Source organism: Amycolatopsis sp. PSD-21 (genome assembly GCF_055561455.1).
In genome coordinates this window covers 7,656,255-7,672,164 of record NZ_CM145712.1, presented here as the reverse complement: position 1 = coordinate 7,672,164, position 15,910 = coordinate 7,656,255, and the positions used below count along the sequence as shown (strand labels likewise).

Annotated in this window: 17 protein-coding genes; 11 read left to right on the top strand and 6 right to left on the bottom strand. The window is 70.0% G+C overall.

Annotated elements, in window-relative coordinates; all coding sequences use genetic code 11:
* Positions 1–250: 250 nt before the first annotated feature.
* From ACZ1DY_RS36030 to ACZ1DY_RS35995, 8 genes are all read left to right on the top strand, one after another.
* On the top strand, positions 251–1,255 hold the full coding sequence (locus tag ACZ1DY_RS36030; protein WP_465482347.1) for a helix-turn-helix domain-containing protein: 1,005 nt from the start codon (positions 251–253) through the stop codon (positions 1,253–1,255).
* 324 nt (positions 1,256–1,579) lie between these two features.
* Positions 1,580–2,320: a class I SAM-dependent methyltransferase gene (locus tag ACZ1DY_RS36025; protein ID WP_257484544.1), complete on the top strand. Its 741-nt coding sequence runs from the start codon at positions 1,580–1,582 to the stop codon at positions 2,318–2,320.
* A complete protein-coding gene (locus ACZ1DY_RS36020; protein ID WP_126732608.1) occupies positions 2,301–3,395 on the top strand; it encodes a FecCD family ABC transporter permease in 1,095 nt (364 codons plus the stop codon). The genes ACZ1DY_RS36025 and ACZ1DY_RS36020 overlap by 20 nt, the downstream gene beginning before the upstream one ends.
* Positions 3,395–4,183, top strand: a complete 789-nt coding sequence (locus ACZ1DY_RS36015) for an ABC transporter ATP-binding protein (protein ID WP_126732609.1) — start codon at positions 3,395–3,397, stop codon at positions 4,181–4,183. Before ACZ1DY_RS36020 ends, ACZ1DY_RS36015 begins: the two co-directional genes overlap by 1 nt.
* On the top strand, positions 4,180–5,163 hold the full coding sequence (locus ACZ1DY_RS36010; RefSeq protein ID WP_465482346.1) for an ABC transporter substrate-binding protein: 984 nt from the start codon (positions 4,180–4,182) through the stop codon (positions 5,161–5,163). Before ACZ1DY_RS36015 ends, ACZ1DY_RS36010 begins: the two co-directional genes overlap by 4 nt.
* Positions 5,160–6,215: a cysteine synthase family protein gene (locus tag ACZ1DY_RS36005; protein WP_257484546.1), complete on the top strand. Its 1,056-nt coding sequence runs from the start codon at positions 5,160–5,162 to the stop codon at positions 6,213–6,215. Before ACZ1DY_RS36010 ends, ACZ1DY_RS36005 begins: the two co-directional genes overlap by 4 nt.
* A complete protein-coding gene (locus ACZ1DY_RS36000) occupies positions 6,212–7,402 on the top strand; it encodes an ATP-grasp domain-containing protein (RefSeq protein ID WP_465482345.1) in 1,191 nt (396 codons plus the stop codon). The genes ACZ1DY_RS36005 and ACZ1DY_RS36000 overlap by 4 nt, the downstream gene beginning before the upstream one ends.
* Positions 7,403–7,470: 68 nt before the next feature.
* A complete protein-coding gene (locus ACZ1DY_RS35995; RefSeq protein ID WP_465482344.1) occupies positions 7,471–8,376 on the top strand; it encodes an SDR family NAD(P)-dependent oxidoreductase in 906 nt (301 codons plus the stop codon).
* Positions 8,377–8,557: 181 nt separating this feature from the next.
* On the opposite strand, the gene ACZ1DY_RS35990 is transcribed toward ACZ1DY_RS35995, so the two are convergent.
* Complete coding sequence (locus tag ACZ1DY_RS35990) at positions 8,558–9,124, bottom strand: hypothetical protein (protein WP_465482343.1); 567 nt, start codon at positions 9,122–9,124, stop codon at positions 8,558–8,560.
* 48 nt (positions 9,125–9,172) lie between these two features.
* The gene (locus ACZ1DY_RS35985; RefSeq protein ID WP_465482342.1) at positions 9,173–9,790 is read right to left on the bottom strand and encodes a TetR/AcrR family transcriptional regulator; all 618 of its coding nucleotides are present in this window, start codon (positions 9,788–9,790) and stop codon (positions 9,173–9,175) included.
* 82 nt (positions 9,791–9,872) lie between these two features.
* Between ACZ1DY_RS35985 and ACZ1DY_RS35980 the strand changes: the two genes are divergently transcribed.
* Both ACZ1DY_RS35980 and ACZ1DY_RS35975 read left to right on the top strand, forming a co-directional pair.
* Entirely contained in the window at positions 9,873–10,577 is a 705-nt protein-coding gene (locus tag ACZ1DY_RS35980) for an SDR family NAD(P)-dependent oxidoreductase (RefSeq protein WP_465482341.1), read from the top strand.
* Positions 10,578–10,676: 99 nt separating this feature from the next.
* On the top strand, positions 10,677–11,279 hold the full coding sequence (locus ACZ1DY_RS35975; protein WP_465482340.1) for a dihydrofolate reductase family protein: 603 nt from the start codon (positions 10,677–10,679) through the stop codon (positions 11,277–11,279).
* Here the strand turns inward: ACZ1DY_RS35975 and ACZ1DY_RS35970 are convergent.
* From ACZ1DY_RS35970 to ACZ1DY_RS35960, 3 genes are read right to left on the bottom strand one after another with little or no spacing between them, the layout of a single operon-like run.
* Complete coding sequence (locus ACZ1DY_RS35970) at positions 11,254–11,925, bottom strand: response regulator (RefSeq protein ID WP_465482339.1); 672 nt, start codon at positions 11,923–11,925, stop codon at positions 11,254–11,256. The genes ACZ1DY_RS35975 and ACZ1DY_RS35970 overlap by 26 nt on opposite strands.
* The gene (locus ACZ1DY_RS35965) at positions 11,925–13,034 is read right to left on the bottom strand and encodes a sensor histidine kinase (RefSeq protein ID WP_465482338.1); all 1,110 of its coding nucleotides are present in this window, start codon (positions 13,032–13,034) and stop codon (positions 11,925–11,927) included. Before ACZ1DY_RS35965 ends, ACZ1DY_RS35970 begins: the two co-directional genes overlap by 1 nt.
* Positions 13,035–13,050: 16 nt before the next feature.
* On the bottom strand, positions 13,051–13,872 hold the full coding sequence (locus tag ACZ1DY_RS35960) for a hypothetical protein (RefSeq protein ID WP_257484555.1): 822 nt from the start codon (positions 13,870–13,872) through the stop codon (positions 13,051–13,053).
* Positions 13,873–14,025: 153 nt separating this feature from the next.
* Here ACZ1DY_RS35960 and ACZ1DY_RS35955 point away from each other — a divergent pair, with 153 nt between their 5' ends.
* Entirely contained in the window at positions 14,026–15,492 is a 1,467-nt protein-coding gene (locus ACZ1DY_RS35955) for a multicopper oxidase family protein (RefSeq protein ID WP_465482337.1), read from the top strand.
* 1 nt (position 15,493) lies between these two features.
* Here ACZ1DY_RS35955 and ACZ1DY_RS35950 read toward each other — a convergent pair whose 3' ends face one another.
* Complete coding sequence (locus tag ACZ1DY_RS35950; protein ID WP_225949325.1) at positions 15,494–15,871, bottom strand: RidA family protein; 378 nt, start codon at positions 15,869–15,871, stop codon at positions 15,494–15,496.
* Between the last annotated feature and the right edge of the window lie 39 nt (positions 15,872–15,910).

Genomic DNA, 15,910 nt, shown 5'->3' with positions numbered 1-15,910 from the left:
CGTCGCCCTTGACGATGATCGTGCGGATGCTTCCGGTTTGCTCATTTTTCTCCGGCCCGGCTTTCCCGGGCCTCCCCAGGTTCGGTCGGTGTCGAAACCGACTGGGGCCAGCCTGACTTCCTGACCAGCGCAGGGGCAACCTTCGGCCAGTTCGGCCTTGTTCGAAATCGTTCGAGTGGTCCGAACAGCGGTTTCCGGCGCCGCTGAATGGCGGTATCGCGGCTGAGATCGGCTCAGTCAATCTAGAGCGATGATCGTTGATGAGGGGGGCGACGACGGGGAGTCGCCGGCGACGGTTCACCCGCCGGACTCGACGGCTTCACCGGCTGAGTTCACAGCAGCACTGCGTGTATTGAGAACGTGGTCCGGATTGACTTATCGGCAGTTGGCCGGGCGGGCGAAAGAACTCGGGGGAACACTTCCGGCGAGTACGGTCGCGACCACTCTCGGCCGCACCACACTGCCCCGTGAATCGTTCGTCGAGACGTTCACGCGCGCGTGCGGGTTGAACGACGAAGAGGTACGGCGGTGGCTCGACTCCCGGACCCGGATCGCGATGGGGACTCCGCCGCGACCCACCGACGAGACGAAGGGCGAAACCGGCCCGCCGCCGGAGCCCGAGCCGGAGCCAGAGCCGCGACCCCGTCGGCGCTGGCGCGCGCCGCTGATCGTGGCCGCGCTCGTCAGCGTCGTCCTCGTCGGGACCCTGGGATATCTGACGCGGTCGTTCGGCGCGAGCTCGAAGGCCAAGGAGACCGCGGCCGTCGTGCCGGGGCTGGACGTGCGGGAAGTGGGCAGCTGGGCGCAGATCCGCCCGGCCCGGTCGCCCCAGTTCTGTCTCGCCGAAGGGCAGGACCGGACCCGGCTGTATTCCGGTGCCGTCGTCGCACAGCAGCCCTGCGGTGAGGCGGCGCCGCGCCTGTTCATCGATCCGGTGGGGGAAGAGAACGCCGTGCAGTTCCAGTGGCACCATCCGGAGACCGGGGTCGGCTGCCTCACGGTGGTGAACGAAGGGCTGGGACACGATCTGATCGAGTCCCGCGACGACTGCGACGACGATGGTATGGACCAGTTGTTCACCATCGGCTCGGCGGGCCCGGACGAGCCGGGGCGGTTCGTCATCCGGCCCGTCGGCACCAGCCAATGCCTCGGCTTGCGCGACCTGGACACCGTCGCGGGGACGGAGGTCGTGCGGGAGCGTTGTTCCGGAGCGCCCGACCAGACGTTCCTCATCGATCTGATCCCGCCGCCGTGAGCGCCGGGCCGGGGTGGTCGTTCCGGTAGGCGGGTGCACCAGCTGCCACAGCTGCCACAGCGGCCGCGCGTGAAGGACCCCTTCCCTCGGCTCAGCCGAGGAAACTCGACCTTCACACCTTCCCGAGTACATGAAGGCCCCCTTCCTTGCGCCAGGCGCAAGGAAGGGGGCCTTCATGTACTTCGGGCGGGCTCGGGCGCCCGTGACTGCCCCGAACGCCCAATCTCGTGATCACTCCACGAGAAAGGTGACGGAGCCGGGAACCGAAGACGACCTTTCGACGACTTGTGGGGCTGAATCGTGCGGCCCGGCGAGCGGAGAGAGATGCACTGGTACGAGGACGACGACCTGTGGGTCGGCTTCGCGGACGTCATGTTCCCGCCCAGCCGCGCCGAAGAGGCCGAACGCCTGACGGCCACGTCGCCGCTGCTCGCGGTCACACCGGAGACGAAGGTGCTGGACCTGGCCTGCGGCCCGGCGATCCACGTCGTGCCGCTGGCGAAGCGGGGCGCCGACGTGACCGGCGTCGACCTCAGCCCGGCGATGCTCGAACGCGCGCGTGAAGCGTGTGAGAACGCGGGAGTCGCCGCGAAGCTGATCCAGGCCGACATGCTCGAATACAGCGAACCCGCCGCATACGACCTGATCATCAACATGTACACGTCGTTCGGCTACTTCACCGAGCCCGGCGACAACCTCGCGGTGCTGCGAAACGCCTACGCCAGCCTCGCGCCCGGCGGCAGGCTGCTGATCGACGTACTCGGCAAGGAGGTGCTGGCAGGCTGGGTCGGGCGCCCGAAGGCGGTCGACGTCGACGGCGGGACGGTGTTCATGCGCGACACCATCCTCGACGACTGGACCCGGCTCAGGACCGAGTGGACCCTGGTCCGCGACGGCGAGGCGAAGCAGGCGTCGATCCTGTCCTTCCTCTACAGCGCCGCGGAACTGAAGGCGCTGTTCGAGACGGCGGGCTTCACCGGTGTCGAGTGCTTCGGTGACTTCGACGGTTCGCCGTACGACAACCACGCGCGCCGCCTGATCGTGCGTGGTGAACGTGCCGGCTGAATCGCTCCGCCTCTTCGCGGAACCGGATGACGAGACGGCGCGTCCGCTGCGGCTCACCGGACCGGTGATCCTGCTGTCGGTCGCGCTCCTGATCTCGCTGATCGCGGGCATCGCGCTCGGACCGTCCACCGTCGCGCTCCCGGATGTCCTGCGCTACCTGGGAAAGGCGATCACCGGGGGCACCATCACCGGCGACGAGGTCACCGGCTACTCGATCGTCTGGCAGGTCCGCGCCCCGCGGGTGCTGCTGGCGGCCGTGGTCGGCGCGGGGCTCGCGGTGGTCGGCGTCGCGGTGCAGGCACTGGTCCGCAACGCCCTCGCCGATCCGTTCGTGCTCGGGATCTCGTCGGGCGCCTCGGTCGGCGCCGCCGCCGTCGTGGTGTTCGGCCTCTTCGCCGGGCTCGGCGTGCTGGCGTTGTCGACGGCGGCCTTCCTCGGCGCGCTCGGCGCGACGGCGATCGTCTATCTCGCCGCCCGCAGCAAATTCGGCCTGACGCCGTTGCGTCTCGTGCTCACCGGGGTCGCGCTCACGTATGCCTTCCAGGCGGTGATGAGCGTGCTCGTCTACCTGTCGCCGAACGGCCAGGCCGCGCAGACCGTGCTGTTCTGGTTGCTCGGCAGCCTCGGCGCGGCGACCTGGGCGTCACTGCCGCTGGCCGCGCTCGGGGTGGCCGTCGCGGTCGTGGTCCTGCTGCGGTACGGCACCGCGCTCGACGTCCTGTCCATGGGCGACGAGACCGCGATGAGCCTCGGTACCGACGCGGCCGCGTTGCGCCGCTGGCTCTTCCTGCTCACCGCGGTCGTCACCGGCCTGCTGGTGGCGGTCAGCGGCTCGATCGGGTTCGTCGGGCTGGTCCTGCCGCATGTGGTGCGGATGATCGCCGGTTCGGGGCATCGCCGGGTGCTGGCGCTCGCGCCGCTGGTGGGCGCGGTCTTCCTGGTGTGGGTCGATCTGCTGGCCCGCACGCTCGTCGCGCCCGAGGAACTGCCGCTCGGCGTGATCACCGCGCTCATCGGCGTTCCGGTGTTCCTCGTCGTGATGCGGCGGCGCGGCTACGCGTTCGGAGGCCGCTGATGCTGTCACTGCGGGAACTTTCCGTCGAGGTGGCCGGATCGGCGCTGATCCGCGAGCTGTGCTTGGACGTCGGCGCGGGCGAGGTCGTCGGCCTGCTCGGCCCCAACGGCAGCGGCAAGTCGACGGCGTTGCGCTGTGTCTACCGGGCGCTGTCACCGTCCGGCGGCGCGGTCCTGCTCGACGGGACCGACCTCGCCGGGCAGGGGTTGCGCGACACCGCCCGCCGGATCGCCGCGCTCACCCAGGACAGCCGGGCCGATCTGGACTTCACGGTCGAGGAGGTCGTCGCGCTCGGGCGGTCGCCGCATCAGCGTGGCAATCTCCGGCTGTCGGCCCGCGAACGCGCGCTGTGCCGGGAAGCGTTGCGGCGGATGGACATCACCCATCTCGCCCAGCGCAGCGTGCTGACGCTTTCGGGTGGCGAACGGCAGCGGGTGCTGGTGGCGAGGGCGCTCGTCCAGGAGCCGGAGGTGCTGGTCCTCGACGAGCCGACGAACCATCTCGACGTCCGCCACCAGGTGGAACTGCTGAAGTTCCTGCGCGACTGCGGGCTCACCGTGCTCGTCGCGCTGCACGACCTCAACCTCGCCGCCGCCGTCTGTCACCGGATCGCGTTGCTGCGCGCCGGATCGCTCGCCGCCTGCGGCACCCCGGCCGAAGTGCTCACGCCGGAAACGGTCCGCGCCGTGTTCGGCGTCGAGGTCACCCAGGTGACCCATCCCGTGACCGGGGCGATCCAACTGCTCTACGACCTTCCCGCCGATGAAACCGAGGGGATCACACGATGAAGCCGTTTAGGGTGACCGCGCTCTTCGCCGCGGCACTGCTCCTCAACGCCTGCGGTGCCCAGGTCGAGGCCGGGCCGACCGCGCCGGCACAGGCCACGGTGACCAATTGCGGCGCCCAGGTCACCTTCCCCGCGCCGCAACGTCCCGTCGCCTACGACGTTTCGGGTGCCGAGAAGATGTTCGCGCTCGGGCTCGCCGGCCGGATGCGCGGCTACGTGATGAATTCGCTCGGTGACCCCTCGATCGCCGGTTCACCGTGGAAGGACGACTACGCCAAGGTCGAACGGCTCGGCACCTCGCGGGTCACCCGCGAGATCTTGGTCAACGCCAAGGCGGACTGGGTGATCGCGGGCTGGAACTCCGGGTTCAGCGAGGAACGGGGGATCACGCCGAAACTGCTGGAGCAGGTCGGTATCCGGAGCTACCTGCACACCGAAACCTGCTGGGAGTATCCCACCGCGAAGCAGGAAGTGACGCCGCTCGAAGCGCTCTACACCGACCTGCGCAATCTCGGTGACATCTTCGGTGTCCGCCAGCGGGCCGACGAGCTGGTCACGGAACTCAAGGGACGCTTCGACAAGGTCCGCGCCGGAGCGCCGAAGACACCGCCCGCCAAGGTGTTCGTCTACGACTCCGGGACCGACCAGCCGTTCACGTCCGGGAAACACGCCGCCCCCAACGACATCATCGACGCCGCCGGCGGGACGAACGTGTTCCGCGATCTGCGGGACGGCTGGGGCAGCGTCGGCTGGGAAGCGGTGGTGAAGGCCGAACCCGAGGTGATCGTCGTGGTGGACTACGCCGATCAGCCCGCCAAGGACAAGATCGCCTTCGTCAAATCCGCGCCACAGCTGAAGAACACGCCCGCCGTGCGCGACAACCGGTTCCATGTCATCTCCTACGGCGACCTCGTGAGCGGCCCGCGCAACGCGGCGGGCGCCGAGTCGCTGGCCGCGTATCTGCGCTCGATCGGCCGGTGACCGCGATGTCCGCGCTGGTCCACGACCACGTCACCGACGCGATCAAGACGCCGGCGTTGATCCGGCTCGAACCGAACATCGTGCTGATCCGCTTCGAGACCCTGAAGGTCTACGCGGCGCTCGGCGCGGTGCGGTCGCTGCTCGCCGACGGAACCGTCCGAAAAGGACAGACGCTGATCGACAGCTCCAGCGGGATCTACGCGCTCGCGCTGGCGATGGCCTGCCACCGCTACGGCCTACGCTGCCACATCGTCGCGTCCACCACCGTCGACCTCACCATGCGTTCGCAGCTGGAGATCCTGGGCGCGACGGTGGACCAGATGCCGCCGTCGGACGATCTCCGCCTCGACCAGCGGCGCCGGGTCGCCCGCGTGCACGAACTGCTGGAACGTCATCCGGACATGCACTGGATGCGCCAGTACCACGACCCCGTGCACTACGTGGGCTACGCCGAGGTCGCCGATCTCGTGGCCCGCGCGCTGCCGTCCGGGCCGCTCACCGTCGTCGGCAGTGTGGGCACCGGCGCGTCGACCGGCGGGATCGCCCGCTCGCTGCGTGAACGCGATCCCGACGTCCGCCTGACCGGGGTCCAGCCGTTCGGCAGCGTCACCTTCGGCAGCGAACGGTTCACCGATCCGGACGCGATCATCGCGGGGATCGGCTCCGCCATCCCGTTCGGCAACGTGGATCACGCGCTGTACGACCGGATCCACTGGCTGGACTTCGTGCACGCCATGGCCGCGACCGTCGGTCTGATGCGTGACCACGCCGTGTTCGCCGGGCTTTCCACCGGCGCGGCGTACCTCGTCGCGGGCTGGGAGGCGGCGCGGAATCCGGATCGGACCCACGTCGTGATCGGCGCGGACACCGGACACCGTTACACGGCAAGGGTTTTCGCCCGGCACCGGGAAGCGGTCGATCCGGCGGGGCTCGCGCCGCGCGAGATCGCCTCACTCGACGAACTCGCCCTGCCGTGGGCGGCGATGGACTGGCGGCGCCGCCGGTTCGGGATACCCGTGCAGCCGTCGTACCGGAAGGAGCGGGTGTCGTGACCGTCGTCCTGCTGGAAGCGCTCACCTTCGGCCTGGGCAGGATCGCCGACGCGGCGGCGGAGGCCGGGCGGAAGCTGGTGCTGTTCACCGGAAACCGCGACATCTACCGCTACGAACTCGGCACGCTCGGCCCGGACCGGGTCGAAGTCGTCGGCATCGACACCACCGACATCGCGGCCTGCGAAACCGCGTTGCGCGCCATCCCGGACCTCGCCGGGATCATCAACTCGACCGACACGTGGGCGCTGCCCGGCGCGGAACTCACCGCCCGGCTCGGCCTGCCGGGGCCGGACGCGGCCGCCGTGCGGGTGCTGCGGGACAAGGGCGCGGTGCGCGACCGGCTGTACGAACACGGGCTCACCCGCGGCAGGCCGGTGCCGGTCATGGTCGCCGAAGAACTCGGGTTTCCCTTGGTGGTCAAGGATTCTTCGGGAACGTCGTCGCGGGGCGTGTGGCTCGTCCGCGATCAGGCCGAACTCGAGCGAGCCAGGCTGGAGGCGAAGACGACGCCGCTGAAGGGGCATCTGATCGCCGAACCGTATTTCGCCGGCCCGCTCTACAGCGCGGAAACCGTGACCTGGCAAGGAAGGACCCGGTTGCTCGGGATCCTCTCCCGCCAGTTGTCGCCCGAGCCGGTGCGGCGCGAGGAAGCCGCCGCGTTCCCGGTGGCCTTCCCCGCGGCCGAGTACGCGGGTTTGGCGGACTGGATCGGCCGGGTGCTCAAGGCCGCCGGACACGAGCAGGGCTTCGCGCACACCGAATTCGTGCTCACCGCCGACGGCCCCGAGGTCGTCGAGATCAACATCCGGATCGGCGGGGCGATGCTCGGCGAGGCGTTGTGCCGGTCGTTGCGCACCAACGTCTATTCCGCGATGGTCGCCATGGCGCTCGGCGAGGAGCCCGCCTTGCTCACCCAGGAGGTCGGTGGGGGACCGGGCGTCGCGTTCGTCCTGGCTTACCCGGCCGCGGAAGGCGTGCTGAAGGGCTGGTCGGGGCTCGACAGGCTGCCCGGCCTGCCCGGCTCGCCGGAGTGGTACCCGACGGCGAGCCCCGGCGACGAGATCCGGCATCTCGCGGACCAGCGGTCGTGTACGGGCATCGTCCTGGCCGAAGGGCCGACGGCGGAGCTGGCGCTGCATCGCGCGCTGGCCGCGGCGGGCGGGATCACGCCGGAGATCGATTCTTGAGAGTTCCCTCAGATGGATAGCCCTACTGTCTGCTTTGGGAAGCAGAGTTATCCATCTGGAGGGAAATCGTGGGCGGAACAGTGGGCAGGCGCGCGGTGCTCGGCGGCGCGGTGGCGGCCGGTGTCACGATGGTGGCGGCGAACCCGGCCACGGCCGGGGAAGACCGGCGACGGTTCGCGGGCAAGGTCGTGCTCGTCACGGGGGCGACGTCGGGGATCGGCCGCGCGGCGGCCATCGCCTTCGCCGCGGCCGGCGCGAAGGTCGGATTCTGTGGCAGGCGGGAAGAACTCGGGCGCGAGGTCGAGCGGGAGATCCGCCGCGCGGGCGGGGAAGCGACCTATCTCCGGGCGGACGTCCGGGTGCCCGAACAGGTTCAGTCCTTTGTGGATGGTGTCGTCCGCCGGTACGGCAGGCTCGACATCGCGTTCAACAATGCCGGGATCCACCTCGGCAAGCCCTTGCACGAGATCTCCCTCGACGAATGGGAGGACGTGCAGCGCACCAACGCGCGCGGCGTGTTCCTCTCGATCAAGTACGAGGTGCCGCATCTGCTGAAGGCGGGCGGCGGGGTGATCGTCTGCACCGCGTCGGCGCAGGCCGACCAGACCAGGCCCGGGCACGCCGCCTACACCTCGAGCAAACGCGCCGTGCAAGGTCTGGTGCGCGCGGCCGCGCTGGATTACGGCGCGAAGGGGATCCGGGTGTTTTCGATCGATCCGGGGACGATCGATACCAAGCTGGTGCGCCCGCCGGGTATCCCGGACGACCTGTGGGCGCGCTTCAAGGCGGCTTGGGGGCCGCTGAACGTCCACGGCCTGCCGAGGATGGGGGAAGCCGCGGAGATCGCTTCGGCCGTGCTCGCCCTGGCGTCACCGGATTTCGCTTACCTGTCCGGGACTTCCGTTCTCGTCGACGGCGGTTTGAACACCGGGAGGCCGATGGTCATGCCGCCCGGTTTCACGCCGCCGGCCTGAGCCCTGGTCCGTGTCCTCTCGGGCCTTGTGCGCACGTCGCGAAAGCCACTTTCGGGACATCAGAGGTCGCGAAAGTGGCTTTCGCGACCTCTCCCGGCATCACCGGACCCGCGTCGCGATCTACTCCTGCGGGCGTGTTGCGAAAGTGGCTTTCGCGACACGCCGCCTCACCGCGCACGAGTCAAGCGGGCACGCACTTCTTGGCCGCCGCAGCGGCGGCCATCAGCTCGGGCGTTTCGATTTTGAGCGAGGGCAGGAGATCGGGAGTCCCCGTGATCGGCTTCTGCGTGGCTTCCATCGCCTTGATGGCCGCGTCCATGGCGGCTTGGTTCCCGGACTTCTCCAACCGCTGCCTGCCCGCGGTCGCCGCGTCCCTCGCGGCGGTGTACTGGTCCACAAGGGACTTTCGCACCGTGTCGCCGCCGGGAATCGGCGACGGGGGCAGCGCGGCCAGGTCGTCGACGGCCTTGCCCGCGAATCCCGCGCGGACCCCGAGTTCCTCCTTCAGCGCGCCGCGGGTCACCTCGGTTCCCGATCGCTGCTTGCTCGTGTAGTCGTTGGAAGCCTTCAGGTAGCCGTACACCGCGCCGCACACTCCGTCGAGCCAGGCGACGGTTTTGGCGTCCGGCTCGGCAGGCGTCGAGGACGACGGGGTGACGGTGACCGTCGCGGGGGCCGCGGGCGGCTCCCCGGAACAGGCCGTCGTCGCGAACAGTGTCAGAGCGATGAGCAGAAGTTTCGTCTTCATGGGATCCCCTCCGGGGTGGACACGCACCGGAGGGGCCGAGGGTTGCCCTCAGCCGCAGCCGCCCATGATCCGGGCCAGTTCCCCGGGCAGCAGCGGGGGCTCCGGCAACGGCTTCGCGGCGGGCGCCCGCATCCCGTCGAACAGCAGCGCGAGATGGCGGCGCCACGCCTCCGGCCGGACGGCCGCGGTCGCCTCCACGGTGCGCGCGATCCCCCAGGTCACGAAGGCCATGTCCTCGAGGGTGAAATCCGCGCGCAGGGCGCCGCTCTCCTTGGCGCGGTCGACGATCCGGGTCATGAGTTCGTAGCCGCGTTCGAGGTCTTCGGCCTGCGGCGGACGGGTCGAGGCGAGTTCGTTGTAACCGCGGTCGGCGGCCTGCAATTCGCAGACCCGTTCGACGAAGGAGGTCAAGCCGGTCCACGCGTCGTCGAGGGAGAGCGCGTGCTCGGCGAGCTTCGCGACGGTCTCGGTCCGGTCGGCGAACACGGCGTTCACCAGATCCGCGCGCTGGGGGAAGTGGTTGTACAGCGTGCCGATGCTGACGCCCGCGGTCTTGGCGATCTCTTCGAGCGCGACGTCGAGGCCGCGTTCCGCATAGAGCCCCCTGGCGGCCTCGACCAGCAGGTCGCGGTTGCGCTGGGCGTCCTTCCGCAGGGGTTTGGTCATGACCGCATCGTAGTCAAGTTGAAGGAGGCCTCAAGTTATGGGTATAAGTTGAGGAAGACCTCAACTTAACTCTGGAGGACAAATGACCAAGACACTCGCGATCTTCGGCGCCGGACCGGTGCTGGGACTTTCGCTCGCGCGCCGCTTCGGCCGCGAGGGCTTCCGGATCGCCCTCGTCGCGCGCACCACCGAGAACCTCGACGCGCTCGTCGCCGAACTCGGCCGCGACGGCATCGAAGCGAACGGTTTCGTCGCCGACGTCTACGAGCCGGCGCAGATCGCGTCCGCCGTCAGCGCGATCGGCCGGATCGACGCGGTCGCGTTCAACCCCGGCGGCGGGACCATGGGTGAGGGCATCGTGCCGGTGCTCGACGTGGATCCGGAGAACCTCCGGCTCATCCTCGACCGTTTCCTGGTCTCCGCGGTGGCAGTCGTGCGCGCCGTCCTGCCGGCCATGACCGAGCGCGGCGACGGCGCGATCCTGTTCACCGCCGGGCAATCCGGCCTGTACCCGGCGCCCTTCCTCGGCAACGTCGGCATGGCGCAGGCCGCGCTTCGGAACTACTTCCACAACCTGAACGCCGTGCTCGCGGAGAAGGGGGTGTACACCGGAGCCGTCAACGTCGGCGCGCTGATCGAGGGCAGCGTGCCGCATCAGGCGCTCACCGCGAGCCCCATGGACTTCGAGCCCGAGGTGATCCATCCGGACGTCTTCGCCGACGCCTTCTGGAAGCTCTACGAGACGCGCGAAGCTCCCGAAGCACTCGTCGGCTCTTTCGGGAGGTAGCCGTCATCCCCACGGAGTACGGGCGGATGTACCACTGTGGACGGATGTGACCGCGCGGCCCCGTGCCCACAATCAGGGAAACGGACAAGGGAGGCCCCGGTGGGGAAGACGATCGTCGACATCAGCCCGTCGCTGGACGGGTACGTGGCGGGAGAAGGCGTCGGTGTGGACGCGCCGTTCGGGACCGCGGGACAGCGGCTCACCGCGTGGAGCATGGAGGACCCGGACGACGTCGACAAGGCGGCGGCCAGGGTGATGTTCGAGGACACCGGGGCGTTCGTCATCGGCAGGACGCTGTTCGACGTGGGGATCGGGCTGTGGGGCGAGGACGGGACCTGGGGGATGCCGGTGTACGTGCTCACTCATCGCTCAGAACCCGATCTGGTGAAGGGACCGACCCGGTTCTCCTTCGTCACCGGTGTCGAGGAGGCGCTCCGGCGGGCGAAGGAGACGGCGGCCGGGCGTGACGTCGTGATCGCGGGAGGGGCTTCGGTCGTCCGGCAGGCGCTCGCCGGTGGCTGGGTCGACGAACTGCGGCTGCATGTCGTGCCGGAGATGGTCGGCGGCGGCACCCGCCTGTTCGAGGGCGCGGATTCCGCGTCGCTCACCCAGGTGAGTGCGGCCGCCGGAAGGAACGCGGTCCATGTGACCTACCGCGTCGAGGGGCGCGGCTGGTTCACCGGCCGGGCTCGGGTGGGCTGACCAGGCCGTGCCGATAGGCCATGGCGACCAGCTGAGCCCGGTCGCGGGCGCCGAGTTTGCTCAGCGCGCGGCTGACGTGGGTCTTGGTCGTCGCCACGCTGATGAACAACCGGGCGGTGATCTCCGCGTTGCTCAGCCCCTCGGCGACGAGCGCGACGACTTCCCGTTCCCGGACGGTGAGTTCGGCGAACACCGTGTCGTTCACCGTCGGTGGCGCGGGGGTGACGAGCCGCGCGATCAGCCTTCGGGTCAGCCCGGGGGCCAGCAGCTCCTCGCCGCCCGCCACCACCCGGATGCCGTGCAGGAGCTGGGCGGGTGCGGTGTTCTTGAGCAGGAAACCGCTCGCGCCCGCGGTGATGCCCGCGACCGCGTACTCCTCGGCGTCGAAAGTGGTGAGGATGAGGACGCGCACCGCCGAAAGCTCCGGATTCGCGGTGATGCGCCGGATGCCTTCGATCCCGTCGGTGCCGGGCATCTGCACGTCCATCAGGACCACGTCGGGGCGGAGGCGTTCGGCGAGGGCGGCCGCGGTGGCGCCGTCTCCGGCCTCGCCGACGACCTCCATGTCGTCCTCGGACTCCACCAGCACCCGGAAGCCCGCCCGGACCAGGGACTGGTCGTCGGCGATGAGCACCCGGATCGGCATCAGTGGTCCACCGGCAGCGTGGCGGTGACCTCGAAGGTCTCACCGGTCCGCGCCGCGTGCAGGGTCCCGCCCAAGGCGGTGGCCCGCGAACGCAGTCCGGAGATCCCGTTGCCACCGGTGGGAGACGGGGCGCTCTCGCCCGCTCCGTCGTTGCGAACCCCGATCTCCAGCACGTCGTCACCATAGAGCAGGCGGACCCGGATCGACGCCGGCCGCGCGTGCCGCCGAGCGTTGGTCAGTGCTTCCTGGACGATCCGGAACGCGGCCAGGTCCACCCGCGGCGGTAAGGGACGGCGTTCGCCCTCCACCGCGAGTTCCACCGGGACACCGGTCGCCCGCGTCACGTCCAGCAGGGTCTCCAGCCGGGAGAGGCCGCCACGGTCGGCCGCGGTTCCGTCGACGCGAAGCATGCCGAGCAACGCTTGGACTTCGGCCAGCCCTTCGTCGCTGACCGTCTTGATGGTGCGCAGCGCGGCCGCGCCCTGTTCCGGGTTCCGTTCCAGCACATGGGTCGCGACGCCCGCCTGCACGCTGATCGTGACCATGGTGTGGCCCACCACGTCGTGCAGTTCGCGGGCGATCTCCAGCCGTTGTTCGGTTTCCCGCAACCGGTCTCGCAGTGCCCGTTCCCGTGCGCCCGCGGCGTACGCGCGGTGGTAGTGGACGGCGGAACCGAGCGCCACCGCGGCCAGCTCCAGCGAAAGCGCGTTCACCGCCCGGTCGTCGAACCACGTCACACCGAGGGTTCCGTGCACCACGACGGTGGACACCGCGGCGGTGACCGCCCAGGCCGCCGCGCCGAGCCGCCAGCCGCGTTCGGCGGCGACGGTGTAGCAGGCGATCAGTGCCGCCACGGTGATGAGCCTGCCGGGGAAGTCGAGGACGAACCACGCCGCGACGACCGCGTTGACCGCCACCAGCACGCCGAACGGGAACATCCGGCGCGCGGTGAGCAGCGCGGCCAGCAGTGCGAGCAGGACGGCACCGAGCGGGCCGAGCGTTCCTTCCGGTCCGCTCGGCCCGATCCGCGTCACCGCCGAGACGGCCACGAGGGCCGCGACGCCGATCCCGGCCGCGGTCTCGGCCGCCGTGGGTCGTCTCACGCTCATCAGGACCTCTGTGATGTCAGGCAATGCGCACCAGGGCACGCGCGCCGCGCAGCGCCAGCGGTTCCCCGGTGCGCAGGTCGCGCACCCAGGTGACCAGCGCGTACTCGCCGGGAGGGAGCGCCGTGGTGAGTATCGCCGAGCGCCACGGTGACAGCGGGACGACCCCCGTCGGGCGGCCGGTGAACGGGCTCGGCCCGGTGCGGGCGAAGAAGGCGTCGAGATCGGTGAGCCTGGTCCCCGGCCGCACCGGAAGCAGCATGGCTTCGGTGAACTGCCCGGACGCGTTGAGCACGAACACCGGTGCGCCGGACTTGAGCGAAGGCGGCGCGAGGAATCCGCTGTCGGTCGCGACGATCGCCGCCGTCGCCTTGGCCGCGTTCGGCGTCGTCCCGGCGCCGATCCGCAGCGGCCGGATCCGCGAGAGGAAATCCGGCTCGGCGACGTCGCGGAAATCCACCAGGTGGTAGTCCCCGGGGGACACGGCGATATCGGCCGCCGCCGGGACGGCGGCCACGGCGACCCCGCCGAACATCTCCGCGTCGGCGGTGACGGCCCTGCCGCCCGCCATCACGTCCGCGGGATCGTCGGACATCGCCTGTTTCAGGTGCCGCGTATAGGTTTCGAGCGCGACTCCCGGGCGCAGCCGCACCAGGCCCACCCACGCGCCCGCCGGGTCTTCCGACCGCACCTTCAGGGTGAGGACGCCCGCACGGGTGGTGGACGGCGCGGTGAAGCCCGACGGGGTCACTGTGAGGTCGAGTCCGCCCGGCTCGGCGAGCGCGGGCGAACCGGTCAGGAAGGCGGCGACGGCGATCGCCGCCGTGACGAGTTTTCTCATGGTGGCGACTCTGGCCGAGCCCGTCCCGCGGCGCGTCCGTCCGTGACGGGCAATGGCCTACCGCACCGGGATGACGTACCGCGCCGGTCGGATTTCCCGGACTACCGTTCCCGGCCGACGCGCCGGGCACCCCGCCGCCGCGACCATCACGCCATGGACCGACGTTCCTTCTTGAAACTCGGCGCGCTCGTGGCCGCCGGTGTCGCGGGCTGTTCGGCGGGAACGGCTCATCCGCCGGGAGCGTTCGCCAACCGCCTGCGGGTGCCGCCGCTGCTGTCGCCGGACCCGGACGCCTCCGGTATCCGCCGGTTCGAGCTCACCCTCCGCACGGGAAGCACCGAACTGATCCCGGGCAAGCGGGCGGACACCTGGGGGATCAACGCCGACCACCTCGGTCCGACGCTGCGGATGCGCCGCGGTGACCGGGTGGCGATGGCCGTCACCAACCGGATCGGCGAGCCGACCACGCTGCACTGGCACGGGATGCGCCTGCCGGCGCGGATGGACGGCGGTCCACACCAGACGATCGCTCCGGAGTCGACCTGGCGTCCGGAGTGGACGGTCGACCAGCCCGCCGCCACCGGCTGGTACCACCCGCATCCCCATGAACAGACCGCCCGGCACGTCTACCGCGGCCTGGCGGGGATGATCCAGATCGTCGACGCCGAGCCGGCCGCAACCGGGCTGCCGTCGGAATACGGGGTGGACGACATCCCTCTGATCCTCCAGGACAAGCGGCTCGACTCCGACGGGCGGCTCGTGGAGGACTTCGGCGGCACGTTCGGGTTGATCGGCGACACGATCCTGGTCAACGGCACGTTCGATCCGTTCGTCGAGGTGCCCGCCGGCCGGACCCGGTTCCGGGTGCTGAACGCGTCGAACGCCCGGATCTACTTCCTCGAATTCGCCGATGGGCGCGAATTCCACGTGATCGCCACCGACGGCGGGCTCCTGCCCGGACCGGTCGCCGTCCGGCGGGCGGTCCTCAGCCCCGGCGAACGGCTGGAGATCGTCGCCTCCTTCGCTCCCGGCGAGCAGGTGGTCCTCCGGACCGTCGGCGAGCGGACCGAGGCGGCGACGGACATCGAGGAGGGCGACTTCGACCTGCTCAAGATCATCGCGACGGGACCGCGACGCGACCCGTCACCGTTGTCGGAGCGGCTTTCCGCGGCCGTCTTGCCCGAGGCGCCGCCGGGAGCCCGCGTCCGGCGCATGACGTTGACCGGTTCGGAGATCAACGGCAGGGACATGGACATGACGCGGATCGACGAGGTCGTCCCGGCGGGCGCGCGCGAGATCTGGGAGATCCACAACACGACCTACACGCACAACTTCCACATCCACGAGGTCGCGTTCCGCGTTCTCGAGATCGACGGTGCGCCGCCGCCCGCCTATCTCGCCGGTCCCAAGGACACCGTCTACGTGCCGAAGCAGGCCACCGTGAAACTCGCCGTCGAATTCGGGCGCCACGCGGATCCGGCGGCGCCCTACATGTACCACTGCCACATCCTGCGCCACGAGGACAAGGGGATGATGGGGCAGTTCGTCATCGTCGCCCCCGGCACCGAAGACCGCGTGCCGCGGCTGCTTCCGATGCCGGGCCACGACCACGGCGGTTGAGCTACTTCTCGATGGCGTAGGCCTCGATCTCGACCTTCATCTTCGGGTCGAGCAACGCCGACACCTCGACCATGGTGGCCGCGGGCAGCACGTCACCGAAGGCTTCCCGGTGTGCCCGTGCCACCAGGTCGGCGTCCTTGATGTCGGTGACGTAGGTGACCGTGCGGACCACCGCGACCAGGCTCGAGCCGGCGTCCCGCAGCGCGGCCTCGATGATCGAAAGCACGGCCACGGCCTGCTCGTACGCGTCACCCGAGCGGGCGGGTTCCCGCGCCGTGGTCCCGGAGACGTGGATGTGCTCGCCGACGCGTACCGCCCGGCTGTAGCCGAAGACCGTCTCGTAGTCGCCGCCGGAGGAGATGTTCACCCGTTCAGTCATGACCCGAACGAAAGCACAGGCGGCCCTGTCCCGGAACAC

Bases quoted from the DNA above. Each gene is read 5' to 3' on its own strand.
- ACZ1DY_RS35960 (WP_257484555.1), bottom strand. From the start codon at position 13,872: ATGAGAAAACTCGTCACGGCGGCGATCGCCGTCGCCGCCTTCCTGACC.
- ACZ1DY_RS35980 (WP_465482341.1), top strand. From the start codon at position 9,873: ATGACCAAGACACTCGCGATCTTCGGCGCCGGACCGGTGCTGGGACTT.
- ACZ1DY_RS35950 (WP_225949325.1), bottom strand. From the start codon at position 15,871: ATGACTGAACGGGTGAACATCTCCTCCGGCGGCGACTACGAGACGGTC.
- ACZ1DY_RS35955 (WP_465482337.1), top strand. From the start codon at position 14,026: ATGGACCGACGTTCCTTCTTGAAACTCGGCGCGCTCGTGGCCGCCGGT.
- ACZ1DY_RS36025 (WP_257484544.1), top strand. From the start codon at position 1,580: ATGCACTGGTACGAGGACGACGACCTGTGGGTCGGCTTCGCGGACGTC.
- ACZ1DY_RS35965 (WP_465482338.1), bottom strand. From the start codon at position 13,034: ATGAGCGTGAGACGACCCACGGCGGCCGAGACCGCGGCCGGGATCGGC.
- ACZ1DY_RS35985 (WP_465482342.1), bottom strand. From the start codon at position 9,790: ATGACCAAACCCCTGCGGAAGGACGCCCAGCGCAACCGCGACCTGCTG.
- ACZ1DY_RS36010 (WP_465482346.1), top strand. From the start codon at position 4,180: ATGAAGCCGTTTAGGGTGACCGCGCTCTTCGCCGCGGCACTGCTCCTC.
- ACZ1DY_RS35990 (WP_465482343.1), bottom strand. From the start codon at position 9,124: ATGAAGACGAAACTTCTGCTCATCGCTCTGACACTGTTCGCGACGACG.
- ACZ1DY_RS35970 (WP_465482339.1), bottom strand. From the start codon at position 11,925: ATGCCGATCCGGGTGCTCATCGCCGACGACCAGTCCCTGGTCCGGGCG.
- ACZ1DY_RS36030 (WP_465482347.1), top strand. From the start codon at position 251: ATGATCGTTGATGAGGGGGGCGACGACGGGGAGTCGCCGGCGACGGTT.
- ACZ1DY_RS36015 (WP_126732609.1), top strand. From the start codon at position 3,395: ATGCTGTCACTGCGGGAACTTTCCGTCGAGGTGGCCGGATCGGCGCTG.